This window comes from Streptomyces sp. NPDC001536, assembly GCF_042894505.1.
In the GTDB taxonomy this organism is placed as follows: Bacteria; Actinomycetota; Actinomycetes; order Streptomycetales; family Streptomycetaceae; genus Streptomyces.
In genome coordinates this window covers 264,405-289,080 of record NZ_JBIAVQ010000002.1, presented here as the reverse complement: position 1 = coordinate 289,080, position 24,676 = coordinate 264,405, and the positions used below count along the sequence as shown (strand labels likewise).

At 70.9% G+C, this 24,676-nt stretch carries 21 protein-coding genes and 1 pseudogene; 12 read left to right on the top strand and 10 right to left on the bottom strand.

Annotated elements, in window-relative coordinates; genetic code table 11:
• Window positions 1-72 precede the first annotated feature (72 nt).
• From ACFY0U_RS06535 to ACFY0U_RS06515, 5 genes are all read left to right on the top strand, one after another.
• Window positions 73-963 carry an FAD binding domain-containing protein gene (locus tag ACFY0U_RS06535; RefSeq protein ID WP_388631160.1) on the top strand — a complete coding sequence of 297 codons (891 nt, stop codon included), beginning with the start codon at window positions 73-75 and terminating at the stop codon, window positions 961-963.
• Entirely contained in the window at window positions 963-1,565 is a 603-nt protein-coding gene (locus ACFY0U_RS06530) for a (2Fe-2S)-binding protein (protein WP_388631158.1), read from the top strand. Before ACFY0U_RS06535 ends, ACFY0U_RS06530 begins: the two co-directional genes overlap by 1 nt.
• A 2-nt stretch (window positions 1,566-1,567) precedes the next feature.
• Window positions 1,568-3,964, top strand: a complete 2,397-nt coding sequence (locus tag ACFY0U_RS06525) for a xanthine dehydrogenase family protein molybdopterin-binding subunit (protein ID WP_388631155.1) — start codon at window positions 1,568-1,570, stop codon at window positions 3,962-3,964.
• A 222-nt stretch (window positions 3,965-4,186) separates the two neighbouring features.
• Window positions 4,187-5,644 carry an NCS2 family permease gene (locus ACFY0U_RS06520; protein WP_388631152.1) on the top strand — a complete coding sequence of 486 codons (1,458 nt, stop codon included), beginning with the start codon at window positions 4,187-4,189 and terminating at the stop codon, window positions 5,642-5,644.
• A 43-nt stretch (window positions 5,645-5,687) separates the two neighbouring features.
• Window positions 5,688-6,839 (top strand): XdhC family protein, encoded by a 1,152-nt coding sequence (locus ACFY0U_RS06515; RefSeq protein WP_388631149.1) that lies wholly within the window; start codon window positions 5,688-5,690, stop codon window positions 6,837-6,839.
• A 43-nt stretch (window positions 6,840-6,882) separates the two neighbouring features.
• Here the strand turns inward: ACFY0U_RS06515 and ACFY0U_RS06510 are convergent, their stop codons facing one another.
• A complete protein-coding gene (locus tag ACFY0U_RS06510; protein WP_388631147.1) occupies window positions 6,883-7,323 on the bottom strand; it encodes an SRPBCC family protein in 441 nt (146 codons plus the stop codon).
• Window positions 7,324-7,532: 209 nt separating this feature from the next.
• Here ACFY0U_RS06510 and ACFY0U_RS06505 point away from each other — a divergent pair, with 209 nt between their 5' ends.
• Window positions 7,533-8,747 (top strand): cytochrome P450, encoded by a 1,215-nt coding sequence (locus ACFY0U_RS06505; protein WP_388631144.1) that lies wholly within the window; start codon window positions 7,533-7,535, stop codon window positions 8,745-8,747.
• 18 nt (window positions 8,748-8,765) lie between these two features.
• Here ACFY0U_RS06505 and ACFY0U_RS06500 read toward each other — a convergent pair whose 3' ends face one another.
• The 3 genes from ACFY0U_RS06500 to ACFY0U_RS06490 form a co-directional block, all read right to left on the bottom strand.
• On the bottom strand, window positions 8,766-9,551 hold the full coding sequence (locus ACFY0U_RS06500) for a polysaccharide deacetylase family protein (protein ID WP_388631141.1): 786 nt from the start codon (window positions 9,549-9,551) through the stop codon (window positions 8,766-8,768).
• Window positions 9,552-9,616: 65 nt separating this feature from the next.
• A complete protein-coding gene (locus ACFY0U_RS06495) occupies window positions 9,617-11,059 on the bottom strand; it encodes a family 43 glycosylhydrolase (RefSeq protein ID WP_388631138.1) in 1,443 nt (480 codons plus the stop codon).
• Between the two features lie 35 nt (window positions 11,060-11,094).
• Window positions 11,095-12,594: a family 43 glycosylhydrolase gene (locus tag ACFY0U_RS06490; RefSeq protein ID WP_388631135.1), complete on the bottom strand. Its 1,500-nt coding sequence runs from the start codon at window positions 12,592-12,594 to the stop codon at window positions 11,095-11,097.
• Between the two features lie 159 nt (window positions 12,595-12,753).
• Between ACFY0U_RS06490 and ACFY0U_RS06485 the strand changes: the two genes are divergently transcribed.
• Window positions 12,754-13,173 (top strand): (2Fe-2S) ferredoxin domain-containing protein, encoded by a 420-nt coding sequence (locus ACFY0U_RS06485; RefSeq protein ID WP_388631132.1) that lies wholly within the window; start codon window positions 12,754-12,756, stop codon window positions 13,171-13,173.
• A 51-nt stretch (window positions 13,174-13,224) separates the two neighbouring features.
• Here the strand turns inward: ACFY0U_RS06485 and ACFY0U_RS06480 are convergent, their stop codons facing one another.
• A complete protein-coding gene (locus ACFY0U_RS06480) occupies window positions 13,225-13,698 on the bottom strand; it encodes an Lrp/AsnC family transcriptional regulator (protein WP_388631129.1) in 474 nt (157 codons plus the stop codon).
• A gap of 79 nt (window positions 13,699-13,777) precedes the next feature.
• Between ACFY0U_RS06480 and ACFY0U_RS06475 the strand changes: the two genes are divergently transcribed.
• Window positions 13,778-14,815, top strand: a complete 1,038-nt coding sequence (locus ACFY0U_RS06475) for a Glu/Leu/Phe/Val dehydrogenase dimerization domain-containing protein (RefSeq protein ID WP_388631126.1) — start codon at window positions 13,778-13,780, stop codon at window positions 14,813-14,815.
• 106 nt (window positions 14,816-14,921) lie between these two features.
• On the opposite strand, the gene ACFY0U_RS06470 is transcribed toward ACFY0U_RS06475, so the two are convergent.
• Window positions 14,922-15,494: a TetR/AcrR family transcriptional regulator gene (locus ACFY0U_RS06470; protein ID WP_388631123.1), complete on the bottom strand. Its 573-nt coding sequence runs from the start codon at window positions 15,492-15,494 to the stop codon at window positions 14,922-14,924.
• 111 nt (window positions 15,495-15,605) lie between these two features.
• Here ACFY0U_RS06470 and ACFY0U_RS06465 point away from each other — a divergent pair, with 111 nt between their 5' ends.
• Genes ACFY0U_RS06465 through ACFY0U_RS06455 form a run of 3 tightly spaced genes read left to right on the top strand, consistent with a single transcriptional unit; the run spans window position 15,606 to window position 17,787 of the window.
• Window positions 15,606-16,280 carry an NAD-dependent epimerase/dehydratase family protein gene (locus tag ACFY0U_RS06465; RefSeq protein WP_388631120.1) on the top strand — a complete coding sequence of 225 codons (675 nt, stop codon included), beginning with the start codon at window positions 15,606-15,608 and terminating at the stop codon, window positions 16,278-16,280.
• A gap of 37 nt (window positions 16,281-16,317) precedes the next feature.
• Window positions 16,318-17,058 carry a class I SAM-dependent DNA methyltransferase gene (locus tag ACFY0U_RS06460; RefSeq protein ID WP_388631117.1) on the top strand — a complete coding sequence of 247 codons (741 nt, stop codon included), beginning with the start codon at window positions 16,318-16,320 and terminating at the stop codon, window positions 17,056-17,058.
• Window positions 17,059-17,091: 33 nt separating this feature from the next.
• Entirely contained in the window at window positions 17,092-17,787 is a 696-nt protein-coding gene (locus tag ACFY0U_RS06455) for an alpha/beta fold hydrolase (protein WP_388631114.1), read from the top strand.
• Window positions 17,788-17,790: 3 nt separating this feature from the next.
• On the opposite strand, the gene ACFY0U_RS06450 is transcribed toward ACFY0U_RS06455, so the two are convergent.
• Entirely contained in the window at window positions 17,791-18,915 is a 1,125-nt protein-coding gene (locus ACFY0U_RS06450) for an FAD-dependent monooxygenase (RefSeq protein WP_388631111.1), read from the bottom strand.
• A 217-nt stretch (window positions 18,916-19,132) separates the two neighbouring features.
• On the opposite strand from ACFY0U_RS06450, the pseudogene ACFY0U_RS06445 reads away from it, so the two are divergent.
• Window positions 19,133-19,473: pseudogene (locus ACFY0U_RS06445) on the top strand (hypothetical protein); the annotation flags it as partial.
• A gap of 58 nt (window positions 19,474-19,531) precedes the next feature.
• Here ACFY0U_RS06445 and meaB read toward each other — a convergent pair.
• Genes meaB through ACFY0U_RS06430 form a run of 3 tightly spaced genes read right to left on the bottom strand, consistent with a single transcriptional unit; the run spans window position 19,532 to window position 24,497 of the window.
• A complete protein-coding gene (meaB, locus tag ACFY0U_RS06440; protein WP_388631109.1) occupies window positions 19,532-20,509 on the bottom strand; it encodes a methylmalonyl Co-A mutase-associated GTPase MeaB in 978 nt (325 codons plus the stop codon).
• Entirely contained in the window at window positions 20,506-22,689 is a 2,184-nt protein-coding gene (gene scpA, locus ACFY0U_RS06435) for a methylmalonyl-CoA mutase (protein ID WP_388631106.1), read from the bottom strand. Before scpA ends, meaB begins: the two co-directional genes overlap by 4 nt.
• Window positions 22,686-24,497 (bottom strand): methylmalonyl-CoA mutase family protein, encoded by a 1,812-nt coding sequence (locus ACFY0U_RS06430; protein ID WP_388631103.1) that lies wholly within the window; start codon window positions 24,495-24,497, stop codon window positions 22,686-22,688. Before ACFY0U_RS06430 ends, scpA begins: the two co-directional genes overlap by 4 nt.
• Window positions 24,498-24,676 lie beyond the last annotated feature (179 nt).

The following is a 24,676-nucleotide window of genomic DNA, read 5'->3' as shown; positions in this document are numbered from 1 at the left end:
GAACGAGCCGGTACCGCCGCACCCGATCTGGCTCAATCTGAACGACCCACGAGACGAAGAAGAGAGCCGGTCATGGACTTCCTTCGCCCCGCCAGCTGGGAGGAGGCGCTCGCCGCCAAGGCTGAGCACCCCACCGCTGTGCCCATTGCGGGCGGCACCGATGTGATGGTCGAGATCAACTTCGACCACCGGCGGCCCGAGTACCTGCTCGACCTGAACCGCGTCACCGACCTCACCGAGTGGGAGGTCGGCGAGGACAGCGTGCGGCTCGGGGCCTCCGTCCCGTACACCCACATCATGGAGAACCTGCGCGCCGAGCTCCCGGGCCTGGCGCTCGCCTCGCACACGGTCGCCTCCCCGCAGATCCGCAACCGCGGCGGCGTCGGCGGCAACCTCGGCACCGCCTCCCCGGCCGGCGACGCCCACCCCGCCCTGCTGGCGGCCGGCGCCGAGGTCGAGGTCGAGTCGGTGCGCGGCAGCCGCCGTATCCCGATCGACGCGTTCTACACCGGCGTGAAGCGCAACGCGCTCGCGCCCGACGAGCTGATCCGCGCCGTCCACATCAAGAAGGCCGACGGCCCGCAGCAGTACTCCAAGGTCGGTACGCGCAACGCCATGGTCATCGCCGTGTGCGCCTTCGGTCTGGCCCTGCACCCCGAGACCCGCACCGTCCGCACCGGCATCGGTTCGGCGGCGCCCACCCCCGTGCGGGCCAAGGCCGCGGAGGAGTTCCTGAACGCGGCGCTCGAAGAGGGCGGCTTCTGGGACAACGGAAAGATCATCACCCCGTCGGTCGCCAAGCAGTTCGCGGACCTGTGCTCCGGCGCCTGCAACCCGATCGATGACGTCCGGGGCACGGCCAGCTACCGCCGCCACGCGGTCGGCATCATGGCCCGCCGCACCCTGACCTGGGCCTGGGAGTCGTACCGCGGCACCGCCGCCACCACGGAGGGAGTCGCGTAATGCGCGTCAATTTCACGGTCAACGGCCGTCCGCAGGAAGCCGACGACGTCTGGGAGGGCGAGAGCCTGCTCTACGTCCTGCGCGAGCGCCTGGGCCTGCCCGGCTCCAAGAACGCCTGCGAGCAGGGCGAGTGCGGCTCCTGCACGGTCCGCCTTGACGGGGTGCCGGTGTGTTCGTGCCTGGTCGCGGCCGGCCAGGTCGAGGGCCGCGAGGTCGTCACCGTCGAGGGCCTCGCGGACTTCGCCAAGCAGCGCGCCGAGCACGGCGGTTGCGCCTCCGGCGCCTGCGGTACGGCGGGCACGTCGGGTACGTCCGTCCAGGAAGCCCAGCAGTGGGCGGCCAAGGGGCAGGACTCGCAGACCGGCGAGGGCACCGAACTCTCCCCGATCCAGCAGGCGTTCATCGACGCCGGCGCCGTCCAGTGCGGCTTCTGCACCCCGGGTCTGCTGGTCGCCGCCGACGAGATGCTGGAGCGCATCCCCAACCCGAGCGACGCGGACATCCGCGAGGCGCTGTCGGGCAACCTGTGCCGCTGCACCGGCTACGAGAAGATCATGGACGCGGTCCGTCTCGCGGCCGCCCGGCAGGGAGAGGCGGTCTGACCATGCCCACGAAACCCACCAGCGGCGCGCCCACCAAGATCACCCAGGGTTCGCAGACCAAGGGCGGCATCGGCGAGTCCACGCTCCGCCCGGACGGCACCCTCAAGGTCACCGGTGAGTTCGCGTACTCCTCCGACATGTGGCACGAGGACATGCTCTGGGGGCAGATCCTGCGCTCCACCGTCGCGCACGCCGAGATCGTGTCCATCGACACGAGCGAGGCCCTCGCCATGGCGGGCGTCTACGCCGTCATGACGTACGACGACCTGCCCACCGACGTACGCAACTACGGCCTGGAGATCCAGGACACCCCGGTCCTCGCGCACGGCAAGGTCCGCCACCACGGCGAGCCGGTCGCGATCGTCGCCGCCGACCACCCGGAGACCGCGCGCCGCGCGGCCGCCAAGATCAAGGTCGACTACCGCGAACTGCCCGTCATCACCGACGAGGCCTCCGCGACCGCGCCGGACGCGATCCTCGTCCACGAGAACCGCGACGACCACCACATCGGCCACGTCCCGCACCCCAACATCGTGCACCGCCAGCCGATCTTCCGCGGCGACGCCGAAGCGGCCGCGAAGAGGGCCGACTTCGTCGTCAAGGGCGAGTACACCTTCGGCATGCAGGACCAGGCCTTCCTCGGCCCCGAGTCGGGTCTCGCGGTGCCGGACGAGGACGGCGGCGTCCACCTCTACATCGCCACCCAGTGGCTGCACAGCGACCTCAAGCAGATCGCCCCGGTCCTCGGCCTGCCCGAGAGCAAGGTCCGGATGACGCTGTCCGGCGTCGGCGGCGCCTTCGGCGGCCGCGAGGACCTGTCGATGCAGATCCACGCGTGCCTGCTGGCGATGCGCACGGGGAAGCCCGTGAAGATCGTCTACAACCGCTTCGAGTCCTTCTTCGGGCACGTCCACCGCCACCCGGCGAAGCTGTACTACGAGCACGGGGCGACGAAGGACGGCAAGCTCACCCACGTGAAGTGCCGCATCGTCCTGGACGGCGGCGCGTACGCCTCCGCCTCCCCGGCGGTCGTCGGCAACGCCTCCTCGCTGTCGATCGGCCCGTACGTGGTCGACGACGTCGACATCGAGGCCATCGCCCTCTACTCCAACAACCCGCCCTGCGGCGCCATGCGCGGCTTCGGCGCGGTCCAGGCGTGCTTCGCCTACGAGGCGCAGATGGACAAGCTGGCCGACGCGGTCGGTATGGACCGGGTGGAGTTCCGCCAGCTCAACGCGATGGAGCAGGGCACGATCATGCCGACCGGCCAGCCGGTCGACTCCCCGGCCCCGGTCGCCGAACTCCTGCGCCGCGTCAAGGCGATGCCGATGCCGCCGGAGCAGCAGTGGCTCGCGGCCGGCGAGGCCGCCGACGTACGCCAGCTGCCGGGCGGTCTGTCCAACACCACGCACGGCGAAGGCGTCGTCCGCGGTGTCGGCTACGCGATCGGCATCAAGAACGTCGGCTTCTCCGAGGGCTTCGACGACTACTCCACCGCCAAGGTGCGCATGGAGGTCATCGCCGGCGAGCCCGTCGCGACCGTCCACACCGCCATGGCGGAGGTCGGCCAGGGCGGTGTCACCGTCCACGCGCAGATCGCCCGCACCGAACTGGGCGTCACCCAGGTGACGATCCACCCGGCGGACACCCAGGTGGGCAGCGCCGGTTCGACGTCCGCGTCGCGTCAGACGTACGTCACCGGCGGCGCCGTCAAGAACTCCTGCGAGCTGGTCCGGGAGAAGGTCCTGGAGATCGGGCGCCGCAAGTTCGGCTCCTACCACCCCGCTTGGGCCACCGCCGAGCTGCTCCTGGAGGGCGGCAAGGTCGTCACCGACGGCGGCGAGGTCCTCGCGGACCTGGTCGACGTGCTCGAAGGCGAGAGCGTCGAGGTCGAGGAGGAGTGGCGGCACCGTCCGACCGAGGCCTTCGACCTGCGCACCGGTCAGGGCTTCGGCCACGTCCAGTACTCCTTCGCCGCGCACCGCGCGGTCGTCGAGGTCGACACCGAGCTCGGCCTGGTCAAGGTCATCGAACTGGCCTGCGCCCAGGACGTCGGCAAGGCGCTCAACCCGCTGTCCGTCATCGGCCAGATCCAGGGCGGCACCCTCCAGGGCATGGGTATCGCTGTGATGGAGGAGATCGTCGTCGACCCCAAGACGGCGAAGGTCAAGAACCCCTCCTTCACGGACTACCTCCTCCCCACCATCCTCGACACGCCGACCATCCCCGTCGACGTGCTCGAACTCGCCGACGACCACGCCCCCTACGGGCTCCGTGGCATCGGCGAGGCCCCCACCCTGTCGTCCACCCCGGCCGTCCTCGCGGCGATCCGGAACGCGACCGGGCTGGAGCTCAACCGCACGCCGGTACGGCCCGAACACCTCACGGGCACGGCGTAGCAAAGCTCTCCGGGCGGCGCGCGGGAACGTCACACTTCACCGCGCCGCCCGGAGCACCAGGTCCCGCACCGCTCGCGGCACTTGGAGCATGTCCCAGTTCCAGATCCTGATCGTTCGTCTCGGGCCGTCCCCCGGGTCGTGCGGCCGAAGCACCTTCCCAAATCCCGTAGCCGCAACGGCGGTTGGTACGGGTGCCCCTTTGAACCTTGGGAGTAGGCCCACATGACCCAGCAGTCACTGGAGCCGAAGACCGTTGCCGAAGACGCGGGCGAAGGCACCCGCGTCCCGGCCGGACGGTCTTGGCTCGACCGGTACTTCCACATATCCAGGCGGGGATCCACGGTCGCGCGCGAGGTGCGCGGCGGTACGACCACCTTCATGGCGATGGCGTACATCCTGCTGCTCAACCCCCTGATCCTGTCCGGCAAGGACGCGGCAGGGGCCACGCTCGGCCAGCAGGCGCTGATCACCGCGACCGCGTTCGCGGCGGCCCTCACCACCCTGCTCATGGGCTTCTTCGGCAAGGTGCCCCTCGCCCTCGCCGCCGGCCTCTCCGTCTCCGGAGTGCTCGCCTCGCAGGTCGCTCCCGTGATGACCTGGCCGCAGGCCATGGGCATGTGCGTGATGTACGGCGTGGTCATCATGTTGCTGGTCGTCACCGGCCTCCGCGAGATGATCATGAACGCCATCCCGCTGGCCCTCAAGCACGCGATCACCATGGGCATCGGCCTCTTCGTCGCCCTGATCGGCTTCTACAAGGCCGGCTTCGTGCACCAGGGCGAGGCGACCCCGGTCACGCTCGGCCCGGCGGGCGAACTCGCGGGCTGGCCGGTGCTGTTGTTCGCGGTGACCCTGCTCGCGATCTTCATGCTCCAGGCGCGCGGGGTCCCCGGCGCGATCCTGATCGGCATCGTCGGTGGCACGGTCCTGGCCGTGGTGCTCAACGCCCTCGACGTCATCGACCCCAAGCAGTGGGCGAGCGGCGCTCCCGAACTCCACGGCAGCGCGGTCTCGATGCCGGACTTCTCGATCTTCGGCAATGTCGAGTTCGGCGGATGGGGCGAGGTCGGCGCGATGACGGTCGGCATGATCGTCTTCACGCTCGTGCTGGCCGGCTTCTTCGACGCGATGGCCACGATCATCGGCGTCGGCACCGAGGCCAAGCTGGCCGACGAGCAGGGCCGGATGCCGGGCCTGTCGAAGGCCCTGTTCATCGACGGCGCCGGCGGCGCGATCGGCGGCGTCGCGGGAGCCTCGGGCCAGACGGTGTTCGTGGAGTCGGCGACCGGCGTGGGCGAGGGAGCCCGCACGGGCCTCTCCTCGGTCGTCACCGGCCTGTTCTTCGCGGCCTGTCTGTTCTTCACCCCGCTGACGGCGATCGTGCCGGGCGAGGTCGCGGCGGCGGCCCTGGTGGTCATCGGCGCGATGATGATGATGAACGCACGGCATGTGGACTGGGCGGACCGCGCGACCGCGATCCCGGTCTTCCTGACCGTCGTCATCATGCCGTTCACGTACTCGATCACGGCGGGTGTCGCCGCTGGTGTCATCTCGTACGTCGCGATCAAGGTCGCCCAGGGCAAGGCGCGGGAGATCGGGGCCTTCATGTGGGCCCTGACAGTGATCTTCTTCGTCTATTTCGCCCTCAATCCCCTTGAGAGCTGGATGGGCGTGCACTAGCCGCCCCCTTGCATACGACCGCTGTTGTGAAGGAGACCGAGAGATGCTGGACATCGCCGAAGAGCTGCACCGGTGGGTCGAGCAGGGACGCGACTTCGCCGTGGCCACCGTGGTGGCCGTCGGCGGCAGCGCCCCTCGCCAGCCCGGCGCCGCGCTCGCGGTGGACGCCGACGGCACGGCGATCGGCTCGGTCTCCGGCGGTTGTGTGGAGGGCGCGGTGTACGAGCTGTGCCAACAGGCGCTCCAGGACGGGGAGTCGGTCCTCGAACGCTTCGGCTACAGCGACGACGACGCCTTCGCGGTCGGTCTGACCTGCGGCGGCATCATCGACATCCTGGTCACGCCGGTACGGTCGGCAGACCCCGTCCGTGCGGCGGTGGCGGCGGCGCTGGCCGCGGGGGCCTCGGGCGAGGCGGCGGCCGTCGCGCGGATCGTGTCGGGCCCCTCGGACCTGATGGGCCGCGCGCTGCTGGTCCGTCCGGACGGTTCGTACGACGGCGGCTTCGGCGGCCACCCCGAACTGGACCGCACGGTGGCCGCCGAGGCCCGCGCCTACCTGGACGCCGGCCGCACGGGCACCCTGGAGATCGGCGAACAGGGGTCCCGCTGCGGGTCCCCGCTGACGGTCCTCGTGGAGTCCTCGGTGCCGGCTCCCCGGATGATCGTCTTCGGCGCGATCGACTTCGCGTCGGCGCTCGTGCGGGTGGGGAAGTTCCTGGGCTACCACGTGACGGTGTGCGACGCCCGGCCCGTGTTCGCGACGAAGGCCCGCTTCCCGGAGGCGGACGAGATAGTCGTCGAGTGGCCCCACGAGTACCTGGAGCGCACGGAGGTCGACGCCCGCACGGTCCTGTGCGTCCTCACCCACGACGCGAAGTTCGACATCCCCCTGCTCCGGCTGGCCCTCCGCCTCCCGGTCGCCTACATCGGCGCGATGGGCTCCCGCCGCACCCACCTCGACCGCAACGAACGCCTCCGCGAAGTCGGCGTGACAGAACTGGAACTGGCCCGCCTCCGCTCCCCGATCGGCCTGGACCTGGGCGCCCGCACACCGGAGGAGACGGCCCTGTCGATCGGGGCGGAGATCGTCGCCAACCGGCGTGGGGGGAGCGGGGTTTCGCTGACAGGGGCGCATACGCCGATCCATCACGACGCGACGTCTTCCGCGGTGGGGCGGATCGGGTCGGTGGCCTGAGGGGCTGTGGCGGGGGCGAAGGCCGCCTTGCGCGCCCACCCCGTCACGCCCACCGCAACAACCGGTTCACCGCCCGCCCGAACACATACCGAGCCACCCTCCGCACCACCGGATCCACCACCCCCGGCAGAAACCGGAACCCCAACTCCTCCCGCCACACCACCCGGCTGCGCCCGCCCGGCCCAGGACCCACCTCGATCTCGGCCCAGCCGGTGACCAGCCGGCCCCGTTTCTCCAGCCGGCACAGTCCGGCCGTACCGGACGCCGGCGGCCGCCACACCGTGACCTCCATGCGGTCGTCGAAGGTGAGCGGGCCGACCCCCGTGCGGGCCACGAAGACCGTGCCCACGCCCGTCGGCCCCGCGGTCTCCACCGTGACGCGGGTCAGCGGGACCACGTCGCCATGGCGGGGCCACTCCGTGAGGCGGCGCCAGGCCTCGTCGGTCGGAAGCGGTGGCGTGCGTTCGAGGAGAAAGGTGACCACGCGCCGATCTTAGGGAATCCGGCCAGCTCAGCGCCGTATTCATGGCGGGCTCACCTACGTGGCCCGGTCGGCGGTCGTCGGATGTACGGGAGGAACGGGCCGAACCCGGTGAACCGGCGACAGGCATGCCCGATGACGTCTATCGCATCCCTCCACCCGTACGGCACCATGAGCCCGACCCCGCACCACCGGCGGCCGGAGGGCGTTCCGTGGACCGTGAACTGCTGGGCAGACGCGATGAGTTGCAGCGCGACCCCTATCCGCACTACGAGCGCGCGCGGCACGCCGACGGGTTGACGTATGTCGACGAGCTGGACGCCTGGCTGGTCGCCCGGGACGCCGATGTGCGGGAAGTCCTCCGCCGGCCCGAGGACTTCTCGTCGGCCAACGCGCTCGTTCCGGACGTGCTGCCCTCGCCCGCCGCGCTCGCCGTCCTCGGCGGCGGCTTCGGCGGGCGGCCCGTCGTGGTCACCTCCGACGGCGCCCGGCACCAGGAGCTGCGCGCGCCGATCGTCCGCGGGCTCTCACCGGCACGGGTCGCCGCCGTCCTGCCGTACGCCGCCCGGCGCGCCGCCGAGCTGGTCGAGGGGTTCGCGAAGGACGGCGAGGTCGAGCTGATGTCGGCGTACGCGGGACGGCTTCCCGGCGATGTCATCGGCCGTGTCGTCGGCCTCGATCCGGAGGACGTGCCCGGCGTCGTGCACGGCGGCCACCGTGCCGAGGAGCTGCTGTTCCGTCCCCTGGAGGAGGCCGAGCAGATCGCCGCCGCCGAGGACGTCGTCGCGATGCAGCGCACGCTGGAGCGGTATGTGCGGGAACGGCACGCCGACCCTCGCGAGGACCTGTGCACGGAGCTCGTCGCCTCCGTGGCCGAACCCGGTGAACTCACCCTGGAGCACCGCCACGAACTCGTCGCCCACCTCCAGAACCTGCTGATCGCCGGGCATCTCACCACCACCGCGCTCATCGGCACGACGGTCCTGCACCTGCTGCGGCACCGGGCGCAGTGGGAGCTGTTGTGCGCCGAGCCGGAGCGGATACCGGCGGCGGTCGAGGAGGCCGCCCGTTACGACAGCGCCCTCCAGGGATTCCGCCGGGTCACCACCGGCCCCGTCGATCTCGCCGGTACGCAACTCCCGCCGGGCGCCACGGTGTTCGTGGCCTTCGGCGGCGCCAACCGGGACGCCGCCCGTCATCCGCGCGCCGACGAGTTCGACATCACCCGCACCCCGGCGCGCCACGTCGCCTTCGGGTTCGGTGTGCACGGCTGCCCCGGCTCCCAGCTCGCGCGTGAGCAACTCCGGCTCACCCTGGAGGAGTTGACCGGGCGGCTGCCGGGGCTGCGGCTGGCGGACGACCAACCGGTCGAGATGCGGCCCACGATGATCCACCGCTCCCCGTACCGCCTGCGCCTCACCTGGTAGAAGAAGCCCCGAAGGGCCTCAGCGGTACACCTTCCCCGGCTCGGCCTTCCCCGGGGCCAGCAGCTGGGGCACGGTCACGAACACATAGCCGCGCGCCTTCAGCGCGTCGACGATACCGGGCACGGCCGGGACGGTGCCGTCGTAGATGTCGTGCAGCAGGATGATCCCGTCCCGGGACACCTGGTCGAGCACGCGCTTTCGGATCAGCGCGGAGTCGTTCGTCGTGTAGTCCTTGGCGGTCACGCTCCACAGCACCTCCGCCATGCCCAGCTCACGGCAGATGCCGTGGACGGTGTCGTTCGTCCGGCCCTGCGGCGGGCGCATCAGTGTCGGTCTCTGCCCGGTGAGCCGCTCTATCTCCGTGTTGGGGCGCTCCAGCTCCTCGCGTATCTCCTCGGGCTTCAGCTTCGTCAGGATCTTGTGGTCCCAGGTGTGGCTGGCCAGCTCGTGGCCCTCGTCGGCCATCCGCTTCACCAGCTCCGGGTACTTCTCGATGTGCCGCTTGCCGAGGAGGAAGAAGGTCGCCGGGACCTGTCTCTCCTTGAGGATGTCGAGCAGCCGGGCGGAGTGCTCGCTCGGGCCCGCGTCGAAGGTGAGCGCGACGCACTTGGCCTCGCGGCAGTCGACGGTCCCGAACCGGGCCGCCTGGGCGGTGGCCGCGGCCTGGTTCCGAGCCGCGCTTGGCGCGGTCGTGTCGAGTGATCCGCAGCCGGTCAGCGACAGCGCCACAGCCGCTGCCCCCGCCATCAGCGCAGCTCGGAACCTGTTCCCCGTTTTGTTCATCTTCTTGGTCGCAGAAGGCATGCCGGGACTATACACAGCGATTATACTTGCAGTGTATAGTCTATTCGATCATGCCTTCCGGCTGCCTACTGGGCGTAGAACGTGGCGTCCGCCCGGTCCGTGGACGTGCTCGGCGTCTGCACGTTCAGCAGGTAGTTGTAGTGCCGCACATACCGGCCGGGGTAGTTGTACGACTCGTAGGAGATCCCCGCCGAGTCGGCCAGCCCGGCCCGCCGGTAGAAGCTGGCGTCCGAGGCGAAGGCCGACGTGCCGTCGTTCTTCTCCAGCCACACCTCGAAGTTCTTGTGCCGCAGGAAGTACCCGGGGAAGTTGGCCGACTCCAAGGAGACCGTGCCGGTGCCGGCCAGCCCGGTGACGACCCGGAACTGCGAGTCGGCGAGCGGCGAGACGTTCGCCTCGATACGGGCCCGGTACTCCCAGTGCCGGACGAAGCGGTCGGCGAAGTTGTACGACGAGAGGCGCTGCGGGGTGACCCCGTCGGCGACCGGGATGCCGAAGTCGGGGGTGCCGTCGGACTTCCAGTACACCTTCTGCACCCGGGTACGGCGGTTCGGGTCGTTCAGCGGGTCACCGCTGATGTCCTTGTAGCTGCGGTCGTGGTAGACGAGGATGTCCGACTTGCCGTCCTCGGAGACGGTGAAGGAGTTGTGGCCCGGACCGTACTGCGAGGTCGCCGCGCTCGACTGGAAGACCGGCGTCGAACTCTTCGTCCAGGAAGCGGGGTTGGTGAGATCGGCCGTCGCCGACGCGGTCAGCATCCCCAGGCAGTAGTTGGCGTCGGTGGCGCTCGCCGAGTACGTCATGAAGACCTTGGAGCCGTGCTGGATCAGCGCCGGCCCCTCGTTGACCTTGTACCCGATCGTCTCCCAGGACAGCGTCGGCTGCGAGAGCTCCGCCGGAGTCCCGCTGATCGTCCAGGGGTTGGACAGCTTCGCTATGAACAGACTGGTGTTGTTGTTCTCCGACGGGTTGCGCTGGGCCCACGCCAGATAGCGCACACCGTTCACGACGAAGGTCGTCGCGTCCAGCGAGAAGCTCTCCCAGGTGGTCTTGATCTGGCCCTTCTCGGCCCAGGTCGCGGTGAGCGGATTGGCGCCGGTGCCCTCCAGGACGTACATCCGGATCGCCCATATGTCACTGGTGGACCCGGCGGCGAAGTACACGTACCACTTGTCGTCGATGAAGTGGATCTCCGGCGCCCAGATGTGCGCGCCCATCACCCCGCTGGTGTGCTTGGTCCAGATGGTCACCTCGGAGGCCGTCGACAGGCCCTGGATGGTGGTGGCCCGGCGCAGCACGATGCGGTCGTACTCGGGGACCGTCGCGGTGAAGTAGTAGTAGCCGTCGGTGTGTTTGAAGATGTGCGGGTCGGCCCGCTTCTCGGCGATCGGGTTGGTGTAGGTCACGGCGGGGGAGTCGGGCACGGCGGCCTGGGCGGGGGCGGTGCCCAGGCATGCCGTGAGCGCCACCAACACAGCCAGCAGCAGACGAACGGCGTTGCGTCTCACGGGAGTTCTCCAGATGCGGGATCAGTGGGGGAAGGTCAGGTGGTCGGCACGAGGCGCCACTGCTGGCAGTTGTTGTTCAGCCAGGTCCACTGGCGTACGTCGGTGCCGTTCGCGGTGCCGCAGTCGGCCACGTCGGCGACCTTGCCGGTGGACTCGTTGACGATCCGGACGTAGTCGCCGCTGGCGGTGAACACGAGCCGGAAGCGCTGGCACTTGTTGTTCAGCCACGACCACTGGCGGATGTCCGCGCCGTCCGCACCCGAGCAGTCGGCGACATCGGCGATCTTCCCGGTGGCCACGTTGACCAGCCGGTTGGTGTCGTCGCCCAGGTCCTCCAGCCTCCACTTCTGGTTGGTCCCGCCGTTGCAGGTCCACTGGAAGATGTTGGTGCCGTCGGCGGTGCCGCCGCCGTTCACGTCCAGGCACTTGCCGCTGTTGCGGTTCACGAGGGTGTACGACGTCGGGGTCGCCGCCGTCTCCCCGGAGGGGCCGGGCAGGGTGGTGCCGAGGGCGACCGGGGTGCCGAAGTTCGGGGTGCCGTCGGCGTTCCAGGTGAACTTCTGGGCGCGGGTGGTCCGTCCGTTGCCGCAGCCGCCGGAGGAGGACGAGTTGGCGTGGTAGACGATCCAGTTCTCGGTGCCGTCGGGCGAGGTGAAGAAGCCGTTGTGGCCGGGCCCGTACACGCCGCTTGTGTCACTGCGCTGGAAGACCGGCGTCTGCTTCTTGGTCCAGGAGGCGGGGCTGAGCGGGTCGGAGCCCGTCAACTCCAGCTGGCCGAGCTTGTAGTCGGCGGTCTGGCACGAACTCGCGGAGTACGTCAGGAAGGTGCGCCCGTTCCGGTACAGCGGCTCGGGCCCCTCGTTGACGGGACTGCCGGACCGCTCCCAGTCCAGGGTCGGGCTGGAGATGATCGTGAAGGTGCTGCCGGCGAGGGTGTACGGATTGCTCATCGGCGCGATGACGAGGCTCTGTGTGCTCCCGTTGATGAACCCGCTGCCGACCAGGTACAGCTTGTCGTTGGCCTTCAGCACGCTCGCGTCGATCAGCCAGCCGCCCGGCGTGAGATTGGAGCCGGTCAGCGACCCCTTGTAGGTGTACGCCCCCATGGGATCGGTGCCGGAGCTCTCCAGCACATGCGTGCGCTGGGAGTCGCAGCAGGCGACACCGCTCTGGCCGGCCGAGTAGTACAGGTACCAGTGGCCGTCGAAGAAGTGCAGTTCCGGCGCCCAGATGTTGGTGTTGCGCGTCGACGTGGTGTCCGACCACACCTGCACGGTGGGCGCGGTGGCCAGGCCCGCCAGCGTCGGTGACTTGCGGATGCCGAGGACGCCGGTGAACGTCGTGGTGACCAGGTAGTAGTTGCCGTCGTAGTACTCCAGCCAGGGATCGGCGCCCTTGGCCGACTTCAGCGGATTGGTGTACGGGCGACCGTCCGCCGCCGACGCCGGCTGGGTCACCGACACCAGTGCGAGGAGGAGGGTCAGCACGCAGAGGAGCAGAGGTCTGCGGCGTTTCCCGAGGTGAGTCCGAACCATACGAGACCGTCCCTGTCCGTAATTTCGAACGTAGTTCGTTATGTCGGTCAGAAGATAGGAGTGGGCCATGTTCCCGTCAACGGTTTGGTCATCCGCGCCGCAGATGGTGCGGTGCACGTACGATCTTGAGCGCTGTCAGTGTCACCGGGAGGGGATCGTGTGAGCGCGCCGACCAGGCGGGTCGTGTTCGGGGCGGCCGGCGCCCGCCCCTGCACACTCGTCGTCTGCCGGGGCTGCTGCTGCGGCAGCGCGAGCAAGCACCCCGACGTCGACCATCAGTGGCAGCTCGACCGGTTGAAGGCCGCCGCCGCGGAGTCCGGCGGCCGACTCGCGGTCCGTACGACGGACTGTCTCGGCCCGTGCGACCAGGCGAACGTCCTCGTGGTCCAGCCCTCCGGCGAGGGCCGCCGCCGCGGCGGCCGCGCCACCTGGGTGGGCTGGTCCGGCGACGACGACTGCACGGACGACGTCCTGACCTGGGTGGCGGCGGGCGGGCCGGGCCTGGCGGAGCCCCCGGCCACGCTCGCGCTCCAGTTCATACGACCGCCCCGCCCCGAAGTCCGACGAGCCCGCCGCTGAACTCGCCCGGCAGGGCGGTCCGTGCCCCGCGGGCGCTCCCGAACTCCGCGCTCAGGGCGCCGGGTTCACCTCGGCCAGGGGCTCCAGGACCGGGTTGGTCAGGTGCTGGAAGATGATCGAGGTCCGGAAGCCGACGATCTCGCGCCGCTCGGTGAACCGTTCGAGCAGGAACGCGTGCAGACGCTCGATGTCCGGGGCCGTGACATGGATGAGGAAGTCGTCGCTGCCCGCCATGGTGTACACGGACAGCACCTCCGGCAGCCGGGACACCGACTGCTCGAACGCCGCCACCACCTCCCGGTTCAGCGGCCGCACCTGCGCCGAGACCATGGCCTGCACACCGCGGTTGAGCGCCGGCAGCGCGACCCGCGCGTGATAGCCGCGGATCACCCCGCGCCGCCTCAGCAGCCGGATCCGCTCCAGACAGGTGGACGGGGCGATGCCCACCTTCTGCGCGATGGCACGGTTCGATTGCCGAGCGTCCTCCTGAAGATGCCGCAGGATCGCCGTATCAAGTTCGTCCACGCTCGCCTCCACATCCCCGATTCCGAAGGAAGTTCGGCATGTTCCCCGTGACACGGAACATGAACCTAGCGTCCGGACCATGACGCAGACACTCGAACACGAAGAGGTGCGAATCCGCCGCGGCCCCCGCTCGGGGCTGGCCTTGATCGTCGCGATCCACTCCCGTGCCCTCGGCCCCGCCGTCGGCGGCTGCCGGATGCGCCACTACGACAGCTGGCGCGACGGACTCGCCGACGCGCTGCGGCTGTCCGAGGCGATGACCTACAAGTGCGCCGCGTCCGGGCTGGACTTCGGGGGCGGCAAGAGCGTGATCGTGCTCGACGGAGCCGAACGCGCCGAGCCCGCACCGGAGTTGCGTGCGGCCGCGCTGGCCGACCTGGGCGAGGTCATCGCGTCCTTCGACGGGTCGTACCGCACGGGGCCCGATGTCGGCACCTCACCCGCGGACATGGTCGCCCTGCGCCGCTCGACGCCGTACGTCCACTGCCTGCCCGAGGAGCACGGCGGCGCCGGTGACTCCGGTGTCCCCACGGCGATCGGAGTGCTGGCCGCCCTGCGCGCGGGCGCGGAGCAGGTGTTCGGGGCGGCGTCGTTCGCGGGGCGCACGGTCGTGGTGAGCGGCCTCGGTTCCGTGGGGAGCCGGGTCGCGGCGGGGCTCGCGGCGGACGGCGCCCGCGTGCTCGTCTCCGACGTGGACGGGACCAAACGGGACGCCGCCCGGCGGTCGGGGTTCGGATGGGTGGAACCCGGTGACGTGGCCGGTACGGCGGCGGACGTCCTGGTCCCGGCCGCCGTCGGGGGAGTGCTCAGCCCCGAGACGGCCGCCCGGCTCGACGTACGGCTGGTCGTGGGTCCCGCCAACAACCAGCTCACCGACGACACGGTCGCCGACGCCCTCGCGGCGCGCGGCATCGTGTGGGTGCCGGACTTCGTCGCGAGCGCGGGCGGGGTGGTGTACACGCTCGGCCGGGAGAGTGACGGCCTGGACCACGACGCCGCCGTACGACGGGTGGAGGGGATCGCCGACACCGTACGACTGCTGCTGAAGGGCGAGAACCCGCTGCGGGAGGCGAAGGCGCTCGCAGCCCGTCGGCTCCTGGCGGCGGAGCCGGCCTGACCTCTTTCGTCCGCAACGGGCGTCTGCGGGTGGGTGTGAAGGACCCCGGCGCGGACACTGCCCGCGCTGCCGGCGCGGTGTCGCCGGTCGCCGCGGGCTGGGGTCCTCAGCTCTCCACAGGGCGGCCGCGGGTCGTCAGGCCCGGCAGGACGAGGGTCAGCCAGCGGCTGCGCGCGGCGGGGCCCTGGTCGGCGGGGGCCGTCTTGAGGAGCAGGTAGAAGTCGTCGAGGGTGACATCGGGGTGCAGGTCGCCCTCGTCCCGCGCGGCGCGCAGGAGGTGCTCCAGGGCCGCCCTCGCGCGCTCCTCCTCGGCCGTCTCACCGGCCGCGCCCAGCGCGTGGGCGGCGGCCTTCACCGCCTGGTCGGTCGCCGACAGCTCCAGGAAGCGGTCGAGGAAGGAGGTCACCTCGTCCATGGCGCGGGCACCCGCGGTGAGCCGCTCGACCACGCCCTCCCCGTAGTCGGCCCACCGTCCGAGGTGATCGGTCACCACGGCCCCGACCAGGTCCGTCTTGGTCGGGAAGTGCCGGTACAGCGTGCCCACGGCCACCCCCGCCGCGGCGGCGATCTCGTCCATCCCCACGTCGGGCCCGTGCTCCGCGATCTGCTCACGGGCGGCGGCCAGGATCTTCTTCCGGTTGCGGACCGCGTCGGCGCGCGGCGCTCGGGCCTGGGACATGGGGCTCTCCGGAGGACATTTGCTGAAAGGTGAACCAGGGTTCATCATTAAGGTGAACCGAGATTCATCTTAACTCCGGGCCCTGCCCGCACGCACCGACAGGAGCACCCCATGCGCGTCATCGTCTTCGGAGCGTCCGGCATGATCGGACAGGGCGTCCTGCACGCCTGCCTCCACGAACCGGACATCACCGAGGTCCTGGCCGTCGTCCGCACCCCGCTGGCGGTCGAGCACCCCAAGCTCCGGCAGCTCGTCCACGCCGACTTCACCGACTACACCGCGATCCAGGGCGAGTTGAAGAACCTCGACGCCTGCTTCTTCTGCCTGGGCGTCACCTCGGTCGGCCGCGGCGAGAAGGAGTACACGAGGATCACGTACGACTACACGCTGGCCGCCGCCCGCGCGGTGAGCGCCGCAAGTCCCGACCTGACCTTCGCCTACGTGTCGGGCGAGGGCACCGACAGCACCGAGCGGGGCCGACTGATGTGGGCCCGGGTCAAGGGCCGTACCGAGAACGAGCTGCTGGCCATGCCGTTCGACGCCTACATGTTCCGGCCCGGCTTCATCCAGCCCCGCAACGGGGCCGTCGCCCGGGTCACCGTCTACCGCCTGCTGTACGGGCTCACGGGATGGCTGTATCCGGTGCTGCGCCGGCTGACACCGAAGCACGTGACCACGACCGAGCACCTGGGCCGCGCGATGATCGCGGTGACCCGGCTGAAGGGGCAGGGGCCGACCGTGCTGCACAGCCCCGACATCAACCGCCTCGGCGCCGAGCCGAATTGAGGTGCGCGAAGGGGCGCCGCCGACGTACCGTCCGACCGTGGATCACGATGACGGCTACTTCGCGGAACACATCGCGGCGACCTACGACGACCCCGCCTCGGACATGTTCCAGCAGGACACCATCGACCCGGCGGTCACCTTCCTCACGGACCTGGCGGGCGACGGCCCGGCGCTCGAACTCGGCATCGGGACCGGCCGGATCGCCCTCCCGCTGGCGGCCCGCGGCGTACCGGTGCACGGCATCGACCTGTCCCGCGCGATGGTCGAACGGCTGCGCGCCAAGCCCGGCGGCGACGCGATCGGCGTATCCATCGGGGACTTCGCGACGACGAAGGTGGACGGTACCTTCGCCGTCGCCTACCTGGTCTTCAACACGATCATGAACCTGACGACGCAGGAGGAGCAGGTGGCCTGCTTCCGCAACGTTGCCGCCCATCTGGCGCCCGGCGGCACGTTCGTCATCGAGGTCATGGTCCCCGAACTGCGGAAGCTGCCGCCCGGGCAGAACACCGTGCCGTTCCATGTCGGTGAGCGGCGACTGGGGTTCGACACCTACGACGTGGCCACGCAGCGGATGAGTTCGCACCATGTGAGCGTCGTCGACGGGCGCGGGACGTACGACGAGATCCCCTTCCGCTACGTCTGGCCCGCCGAACTCGACCTCATGGCACAGCTCGCCGGACTGCGGCTGCGCGAACGCTGGGAGGGGTGGACGAGGGCCCCCTTCACGAGCGACAGCTCCGGCCATGTTTCCGTATGGGAGAAACCCGCGCGCTGACCGCGGCGAATCCACCGGAACGAGAGGCCCGACGTGCGACTCCACACCCGTGAATGGGGCAACGGCGACAGAACCGCCCTGCTCGTGCACGGCATCATGTCCGACTCCCGCACCTGGCGCCGCGTAGGCCCGGCGCTCGCCGAGCGCGGCTACCGCGTCATCGCGGTCGACCTGCGCGGCCACGGCCTCTCGCCCCGCGGCGAGTACAGCCCGCGGTTCTTCGCCGACGACCTCGTCGACACGCTGCCGACGGGCGCCGACCTGGCCGTCGGGCACTCCCTGGGCGGGCTGAGCCTCTCCCTGGCCGTGGAGCGGCTACGGCCCCTGCGAGCGGTCTACTCGGACCCCGCCTGGTCCACCCGGGACCCTGAACAGCCCCTGGATCCCGAGGCGTTCGCGTCCGCCAAGAACCTCACCCGCGAGCACATAGCGCGGTTCAACCCGCACTGGGCCGCCGAGGACATCGACGTGGAGGCGGCCACACTGGCGGACTGGGACGCGGACACCTCGTACTTCCTCGACGGCCGCCCACTCACCGGCTTCGTCCCCGACCGCCCGGCCGTGCCCTCCCTGGTCCAGCTCGCCGACCCCAGTCACCTGGTCGGCGCCGACGACGTGGTGCGGCTGCGGGCGAGCGGTTTCGAGGTCCGTACGGTGACGGGGGCGGGGCACACCATTCACCGCGACGACTTCGACGGGTTCATGAAGTCCCTCGACGGCTGGATCTGACGGTCACGCGGACATCGCGGTGTCCCAGTCGAGGAGTTGGGGGAGGTCCTCCTCCCGGGGCCGGGGGACGGTACCGCCCCGGCCTCCGCGGGACAGGCTCCCGCTGACGGCCGTGTTGTGCTCCACGCGCGGCCGGCGCAGCGCCTCGTACAGGGCGAGCCCGGTGTCGGTGTCCGGTGTGTCGCGCAGCGACTTGGCGAGCACGACAGCGTCCTCCAGCGCCATCGATGCGCCCTGCCCGGTCGCGGGGGAGGCGGCGTGGGCCGCGTCGCCGACGAGCAGGGTCCGCGCGGAACGCCAGGGGGTGCCCGGGGGTATCTCGGTGGCGTTGGTGACCAGGACGTCATCGGCGGTCGCCGCCACGATGTCCGCGGCGGGGCCGGAGTCCTCGCGCAGCAGCGACAGCAGCGGGTCGCGCCAACCGCCGCGCGTCAGCTCCTCTGCGGTCAGCGGGTCGGCGGTGACGCGGGCGAACCAGTATGTCTCCCTATCGGGCGACACCGCGTATCCGAAGGCGGCCCCGCCGCACCGCACCATGGTGAACTGCTCCCCCTCGCCCGGCGGTCGGGCGTCGCGCGTGTAGCCGTAGAAGACACGCTGGGCCGCGTAGACGGGCCGTACCTCGGGTGCTATCGCCTTGCGGACGGTGGAGTTGAGGCCGTCGGCGCCGATGACGAGGTCGCCCGTCGCGCTGCTGCCGTCGGTGAAGCGGGCGGTGACGCTGTCGGAACCCTCCTCGACGGCGGCGAGCCGTACGCCGTGCCGGACGGGGACGCCCCGACGCGAAGCCTCCTTCTGGAGCGCCGCGTTGAGGTCGCCGCGGCGCAGACAGCGGAACCGCAGGAGCGGGTCGTCGGCCTCGCCGAGCGGGCCCCGGGCCACCTCGGCGCCCGTCGCGTCGAGCAGCCGCATCGAGCGCAGCGGGAAGCCGATCGCGGTGACCGCGTCGGTGGCGTCGATCTGCGCGAGCGCCCGCATGCCGTTGCTCGCCAGGGTGAGGAACGCGCCCAGATCCTCCGCCGAGTCGGGATGCGCCTCGTGCACTTCGACGTCGAAGCCCGCCTTGTGCAGGGCGAGCGCCGTCGCCGTGCCGCCTGTTCCGCCGCCGATGACCAGGATGCGCGCCATGCCACGACCGTACACGCCGGGGCCAACCGGGCGTCTGAGAGAGGTCAGGCCCGTCGTACGGGAGTTGGAGCACACCGACACCTACCCCGAGGCGCTCGTCGAGCGGATGAAACAGCTCGGCGTCCACGGGCTCGCCGTGCCTCAGTCGAGGTCGGGCTCCCGTGGGAGGACGCCACCCGCATCGAGGAACTCGCCTGTGCGCCGGTGCCGTTCGACCACCCCCTGTGGGTCGTCTTCCCAGTACCTGCTGGGCATGGCCAAGTTCGGCATCGACCCCGCCGTGCACGACCTGTCCGCGATCCGTGCCGTCGGCTGCACCGGCTCGACCCTGCCGACCTCCGCCTACCCCGAGGGGAGCCGCTACCACGACGCCTACTTCTCGGCGTACCCCGGAGTGTGGCGGCACGGCGACTGGATCACGCTCAGCTGGAGGTCCCGGTCAAGCGGCTGCTCCAGGGCGCCCCGCCCGAGCTGGTCGTCAACCCGGCCGCGGTGGACGCCCCCGAACTCATCGAGTACTACGCCCGCCTGGGCGAGCAGCGGCGCGTCGGCAGGGCCGGCGGGCATGAGGACGGCGCCCCTCGGCTGAAGCGAGACGACCCCGCCCGGGACGGGGTCAGCTCTCGCCGAACGCCTGGAGAATCCGCTCCGCGGCCAGCGTCGCCGTCAACTCGCCCTCCCTGACCTGCTGTTCGAGGACGGGGGCGAGCGCGCGTACCGACGGATCGGCGTGGAGCCGGCCGAGGAGTTCGTCGCGGACCATGTTCCACGTCCAGTCGACCTGCTGGTCACGGCGCTTGGCGGCGAGCCGTCCGGTGGAGTCCAGCAGCGTGCGGTGCTGTTCGAGGCGCTCCCACACGGTGTCCAGGCCCGTCGACTCCCGCGCACTGCAACTCAGCACCGGCGGCGTCCAGAACGCGTCCTTGCCGTGCATCAGCCGCAGCGCGCCCGCCAACTCCCGTGCCGCGGCCTGCGCGTCCCGCTGGTGCGGGCCGTCCGCCTTGTTCACGGCGATCACGTCGGCCAGCTCCAGGACGCCCTTCTTGATGCCCTGGAGCTGGTCGCCGGTGCGGGCGAGAGAGAGCAGCAGGAAGGAGTCGACCATGTTCGCCACGGCGGTCTCGGACTGCCCGACACCGACCGTCTCGACCAGGATCACGTCGTAGCCGGCCGCCTCCATCACGACCATCGACTCGCGGGTCGCCTTGGCGACCCCGCCGAGCGTGCCCGCGCTGGGGGAGGGGCGCACGAACGCCGCCGGATCCACGGCGAGGCGTTCCATCCGGGTCTTGTCGCCCAGGATGGACCCGCCCGTACGGCTCGACGACGGGTCGACGGCGAGGACGGCGACCCGATGCCCGAGCGAGGTCAGCATGGTGCCGAACGCGTCGATGAACGTCGACTTGCCCACCCCCGGCACCCCGCTGATGCCGATCCGCCGGGCCCGGCCGCTGTGCGGGAGCAGCTCGGTGAGCAACTCCTGTGCCAGCGCCCGGTGCCGGGGCCGGGTCGACTCGACGAGCGTGATGGCGCGGGCGACGAGCGCACGCTTGCCGTCGAGCACACCCTTCACATACGCGTCGACATCGATCACAGGTCGTGCCCGAGGTCGGCCGACAGTCGCTTGACCAGGTCGTACGCCGCGTCCGGGATCACCGTCCCCGGCGGGAACACGGCGGCCGCGCCCATCTCCAGGAGCGTCGGTACGTCCTGCGGCGGGATCACCCCGCCGACCACGATCATGATGTCCTCGCGCCCCTCCTCGGCCAGCTGCTCCTTGAGCGCCGGTACGAGGGTGAGATGGCCGGCGGCCAGCGAGGAGACGCCGACGATGTGCACGTCCGCCTCCACCGCCTGTCGGGCGACCTCGGCCGGCGTCTGGAACAGCGGGCCGACGTCGACGTCGAAGCCCAGGTCGGCGAAGGCGGTGGCGATGACCTTCTGGCCGCGGTCGTGGCCGTCCTGGCCCATCTTGGCGACCAGGATGCGCGGCCGGCGCCCCTCCTCCTCGGCGAACTCGGACACCAGGGCGCGGGTGCGGTCCACGGACGGGGACTCGCCGGCTTCGTTGCGGTACACGCCGGAGATCGTACGGATCTGGCTCGCGTGCCGCCCGTACACCTTCTCCAGGGCGTCCGAGATCTCCCCGACGGTGGCCTTGGCGCGGGCCGCGTTCACTGCCAGTTCCAGCAGGTTGCCCTCGCCGCCGGCGGCCCGGGTGAGCGCGTCCAGCGAGTCCTGGCACGCCCGCTCGTCGCGCTCCGCGCGCAGCCGCCGCAGCTTCTCGATCTGCTGGGTGCGCACCGAGGAGTTGTCGACCTTGAGGACGTCGATCTGCTCGTCGGTCTCCACGCGGTACTTGTTCACGCCGATCACCGGCTGCCGCCCGGAGTCGATACGGGCCTGGGTACGGGCCGCCGCCTCCTCGATCCGCAGCTTGGGGATGCCCGCGTCGATGGCCTTGGCCATGCCGCCCGCCGCCTCGACCTCCTGGATGTGCTGCCAGGCCCGGCGCGCCAGGTCGTACGTCAGCTTCTCCACGTACGCGCTGCCGCCCCACGGGTCGATGACCCGGGTCGTGCCGGACTCCTGCTGGATGAGGAGCTGGGTGTTGCGGGCGATGCGCGCCGAGAAGTCGGTGGGCAGCGCGAGCGCCTCGTCGAGGGCGTTGGTGTGCAGCGACTGGGTGTGGCCCTGGGTCGCCGCCATCGCCTCGACACAGGTGCGCGTGACGTTGTTGAAGACGTCCTGCGCGGTCAGCGACCAGCCCGAGGTCTGCGAATGGGTGCGCAGGGACAGGGACTTGGCGTTCTGCGGGTCGAACTGCTTCACCAGCTTCGCCCACAGCAGGCGTGCCGCGCGCAGCTTGGCGATCTCCATGAAGAAGTTCATGCCGATCGCCCAGAAGAAGGAGAGCCGGGGCGCGAACGCGTCCACGTCCAGCCCGGCTTCGCGGCCCGCGCGGATGTACTCCACCCCGTCCGCGAGGGTGTACGCCAGCTCCAGGTCGGCCGTGGCGCCCGCCTCTTGGATGTGGTAGCCGGAGATGGAGATGGAGTTGTAGCGCGGCATCCGCTGCGAGGTGTACGCGAAGATGTCGGAGATGATCCGCATCGACGGCGACGGCGGATAGATGTAGGTGTTGCGGACCATGAACTCCTTGAGGATGTCGTTCTGGATGGTCCCGGCCAACTTCTCGGGCGGTACGCCCTGTTCCTCCGCCGCCACGATGTACAGCGCGAGCACCGGCAGCACGGCGCCGTTCATCGTCATCGACACGGTCATCTTGTCGAGGGGGATGCCGTCGAACAGCTGCCGCATGTCGTAGATGGAGTCGATGGCCACGCCCGCCATGCCGACGTCACCGGTCACCCGCGGGTGGTCGCTGTCGTAACCGCGGTGCGTGGGCAGGTCGAAGGCGATCGACAGACCCTTCTGGCCGGCCGCGAGATTGCGGCGGTAGAAGGCGTTGGACTCCTCGGCCGTGGAGAAGCCCGCGTACTGGCGGATCGTCCAGGGCTGGTTGACGTACATCGTCGGGTAGGGGCCGCGCAGATACGGGGCCGCGCCCGGGTAGGTCGCCAGGAAGTCCAGGCCCTCCAGGTCCTGCCCGGTGTAGAGGGGCTTGACCGAGATGCCCTCGGGGGTCTCCCAGAGCAGGTCGTCGCCGCCGGCCGCCTTCTTGAGCGCCGCCTGCCACTCGTCGGTGCCGCCGGCGACAGCCGGGGTCCCCAGTTCGATCCCGGAGAAGTCGGGCACGGAGGGGGTGGTCATCGGGACACTCCCATGCGGTCGAGGGTGGCGGACAGGACGGCGACCGCGTCACAGCCCGCGAAGACGTACGAGTCGACACCGGCGTACTGCCCGGGCCGCCCCGCGAGGGACACATGCGAGGCACCGGCGGCCGTCAGCTCGGCCGCCACGCTCTCGGCCCGCTCCTCGTACAGGGCGTCGCTGGAGCACAGGCAGACCTCGCCGGCCCCGCTGTCCTCGAACGTGCCCTCGGTGACGGGCTCGATGCCGCCCGCCTGGAAGAGGTTGGCCGCGAAGGTCAGCCGGGCGGTGTGGGCGGCGGCCGGGCCGATCGTGGCCAGGAAGACACGCGGCCGGGAGCCGGTCGCCGCGAGGTGGGCGTCGGAACGGGCGCGCAGCGCCTCGTACGCCTCGTCGCGCCGGACCCGGGGCAGGCCCCCGGACGGCGGCTCGGGCGCGGGCTCGCGCACGACGGGCTTCTCGCCCAGGTGCGGGAACTCGCTGACGCCGGTGATGGGTTCACGCCGCTTGGCGAGCTTGGCGCTGCGCGCTGCCCAGGTCTCGGCGAGCCGGTCGCGCAGCAGTCCGGAACGCAGGGCGGCCGCCTGGCCGCCGGCCCGCTCGATCTCCTGGAAGAACTCCCAGCCCGCGTGGGCGAGTTCGTCGGTGAGCCGCTCCACGTACCAGGAGCCGCCCGCCGGGTCGATGACCCGGGCCAGATGCGACTCCTCGATGAGGATCGTCGAGGTGTTGCGGGCGATACGCCGCGCGAACGCGTCCGGCAGCCCGAGCGCGTCGTCGAAGGGCAGCACGGTCACGGACTCGGCGCCGCCCGCACCGGCGGCCAGCGTGGCGATGGTCGCGCGCAGCATGTTCACCCACGGGTCGCGGCGCGTCATCATCACCGGCGAGGTCACCGCGTGCTGGAGCTGCGCCCCCGCGCCCGGCGCCCCGCAGACCTCGGCGACCCGGGCCCACAGCCGGCGCGCGGCGCGCAGCTTCGCGATGGTCAGGAACTGGTCGGCGGTCGCCGAATACCGGAACTCCAGCTGCCCACAGGCCTGTTCGACGCTCAGTCCGGCCTCGGTCAGCGCCCGCAGATACGCCACCCCGGTCGCCAGCGAGGCACCCAGCTCCTGCGCGGCCGAGCCGCCGGCCTCGTGGTACGGCAGCGCGTCCACGGTCAGCGCCCGCAGGCCCGGGTACTCCTCGGCGCACTCGCGCGCGAGAGCGGCCACCGGCGCGAAGTCGTACGTCCGCCCGGTACGGGCCTCGTGGCCGAGCGGGTCGGCGCCCAGATTGCCGCGCGCCGCGTCCTTGGCGACGCCCCGCTCCTCGTACAGCCGCAGCAACTCCCGTGCGGCCGCCTCGAGTTCGGCTCCGGCGTCGAGGACGACCGGCGCCAGGTCGAGGTAGACGCCGTCGAGGACACGGCCCAGCGACGCCACCGGGATGCCGCTCTCGCCGACGCCCAGCCACAGGGAGCCGACGCCGTTCTCCAGATCGGCCAGGACCGCGGGGCCGTCGGCCGCCGTGTGCCGCTGTCGTACGTCCCAGCCGCCGACCGTGTTCCCCTCGGCGCGTCCCGCGCGGACGAAGGGGGCGAAACCGGGAAGGCCCGGCTCGGGCGCGGCATCGAGCGCGGAGTACAGAGGCCGGGTGCGCAACCCGTCCTCCAGCGCGGTGGACAGGGCTTCCTCGGCGGCGGAGCCCTCGACGTCCTTGCCCGACTTGCGCAGGACACCCGCCACGAGGCGCTGCCACTGCTCGTGGGGAACGTCAGGGAACTCACCGGCCAGCTCAAGCCCGTCGTCAGGCAGGACCGTCATGCGTCGGATGCTAGGCCAGCACACTCCAGCCGGAGCAGAGGAACGCCTGTGACGTTTCCCTCGCGGTCACTGTGACGCCGCCCACCCCTGGAAAGCGCCTGTGCCGATGTGGCGATATGGGGCGGTTCCAGAGCCGGTCCCGCCGCTCGGAAATGACGGACAAACCGCCGCAGACCGCC

Coding starts and splice junctions, on each gene's coding strand:
- ACFY0U_RS06470 (WP_388631123.1), bottom strand. CDS start 15,494: ATGTCCCAGGCCCGAGCGCCGCGCGCCGACGCGGTCCGCAACCGGAAG.
- scpA (WP_388631106.1), bottom strand. CDS start 22,689: ATGACCACCCCCTCCGTGCCCGACTTCTCCGGGATCGAACTGGGGACC.
- ACFY0U_RS06490 (WP_388631135.1), bottom strand. CDS start 12,594: ATGGTTCGGACTCACCTCGGGAAACGCCGCAGACCTCTGCTCCTCTGC.
- ACFY0U_RS06500 (WP_388631141.1), bottom strand. CDS start 9,551: ATGCCTTCTGCGACCAAGAAGATGAACAAAACGGGGAACAGGTTCCGA.
- ACFY0U_RS06535 (WP_388631160.1), top strand. CDS start 73: ATGGACTTCCTTCGCCCCGCCAGCTGGGAGGAGGCGCTCGCCGCCAAG.
- ACFY0U_RS06520 (WP_388631152.1), top strand. CDS start 4,187: ATGACCCAGCAGTCACTGGAGCCGAAGACCGTTGCCGAAGACGCGGGC.
- ACFY0U_RS06430 (WP_388631103.1), bottom strand. CDS start 24,497: ATGACGGTCCTGCCTGACGACGGGCTTGAGCTGGCCGGTGAGTTCCCT.
- ACFY0U_RS06525 (WP_388631155.1), top strand. CDS start 1,568: ATGCCCACGAAACCCACCAGCGGCGCGCCCACCAAGATCACCCAGGGT.
- ACFY0U_RS06530 (WP_388631158.1), top strand. CDS start 963: ATGCGCGTCAATTTCACGGTCAACGGCCGTCCGCAGGAAGCCGACGAC.
- ACFY0U_RS06450 (WP_388631111.1), bottom strand. CDS start 18,915: ATGGCGCGCATCCTGGTCATCGGCGGCGGAACAGGCGGCACGGCGACG.
- ACFY0U_RS06475 (WP_388631126.1), top strand. CDS start 13,778: ATGACGCAGACACTCGAACACGAAGAGGTGCGAATCCGCCGCGGCCCC.
- ACFY0U_RS06515 (WP_388631149.1), top strand. CDS start 5,688: ATGCTGGACATCGCCGAAGAGCTGCACCGGTGGGTCGAGCAGGGACGC.
- ACFY0U_RS06465 (WP_388631120.1), top strand. CDS start 15,606: ATGCGCGTCATCGTCTTCGGAGCGTCCGGCATGATCGGACAGGGCGTC.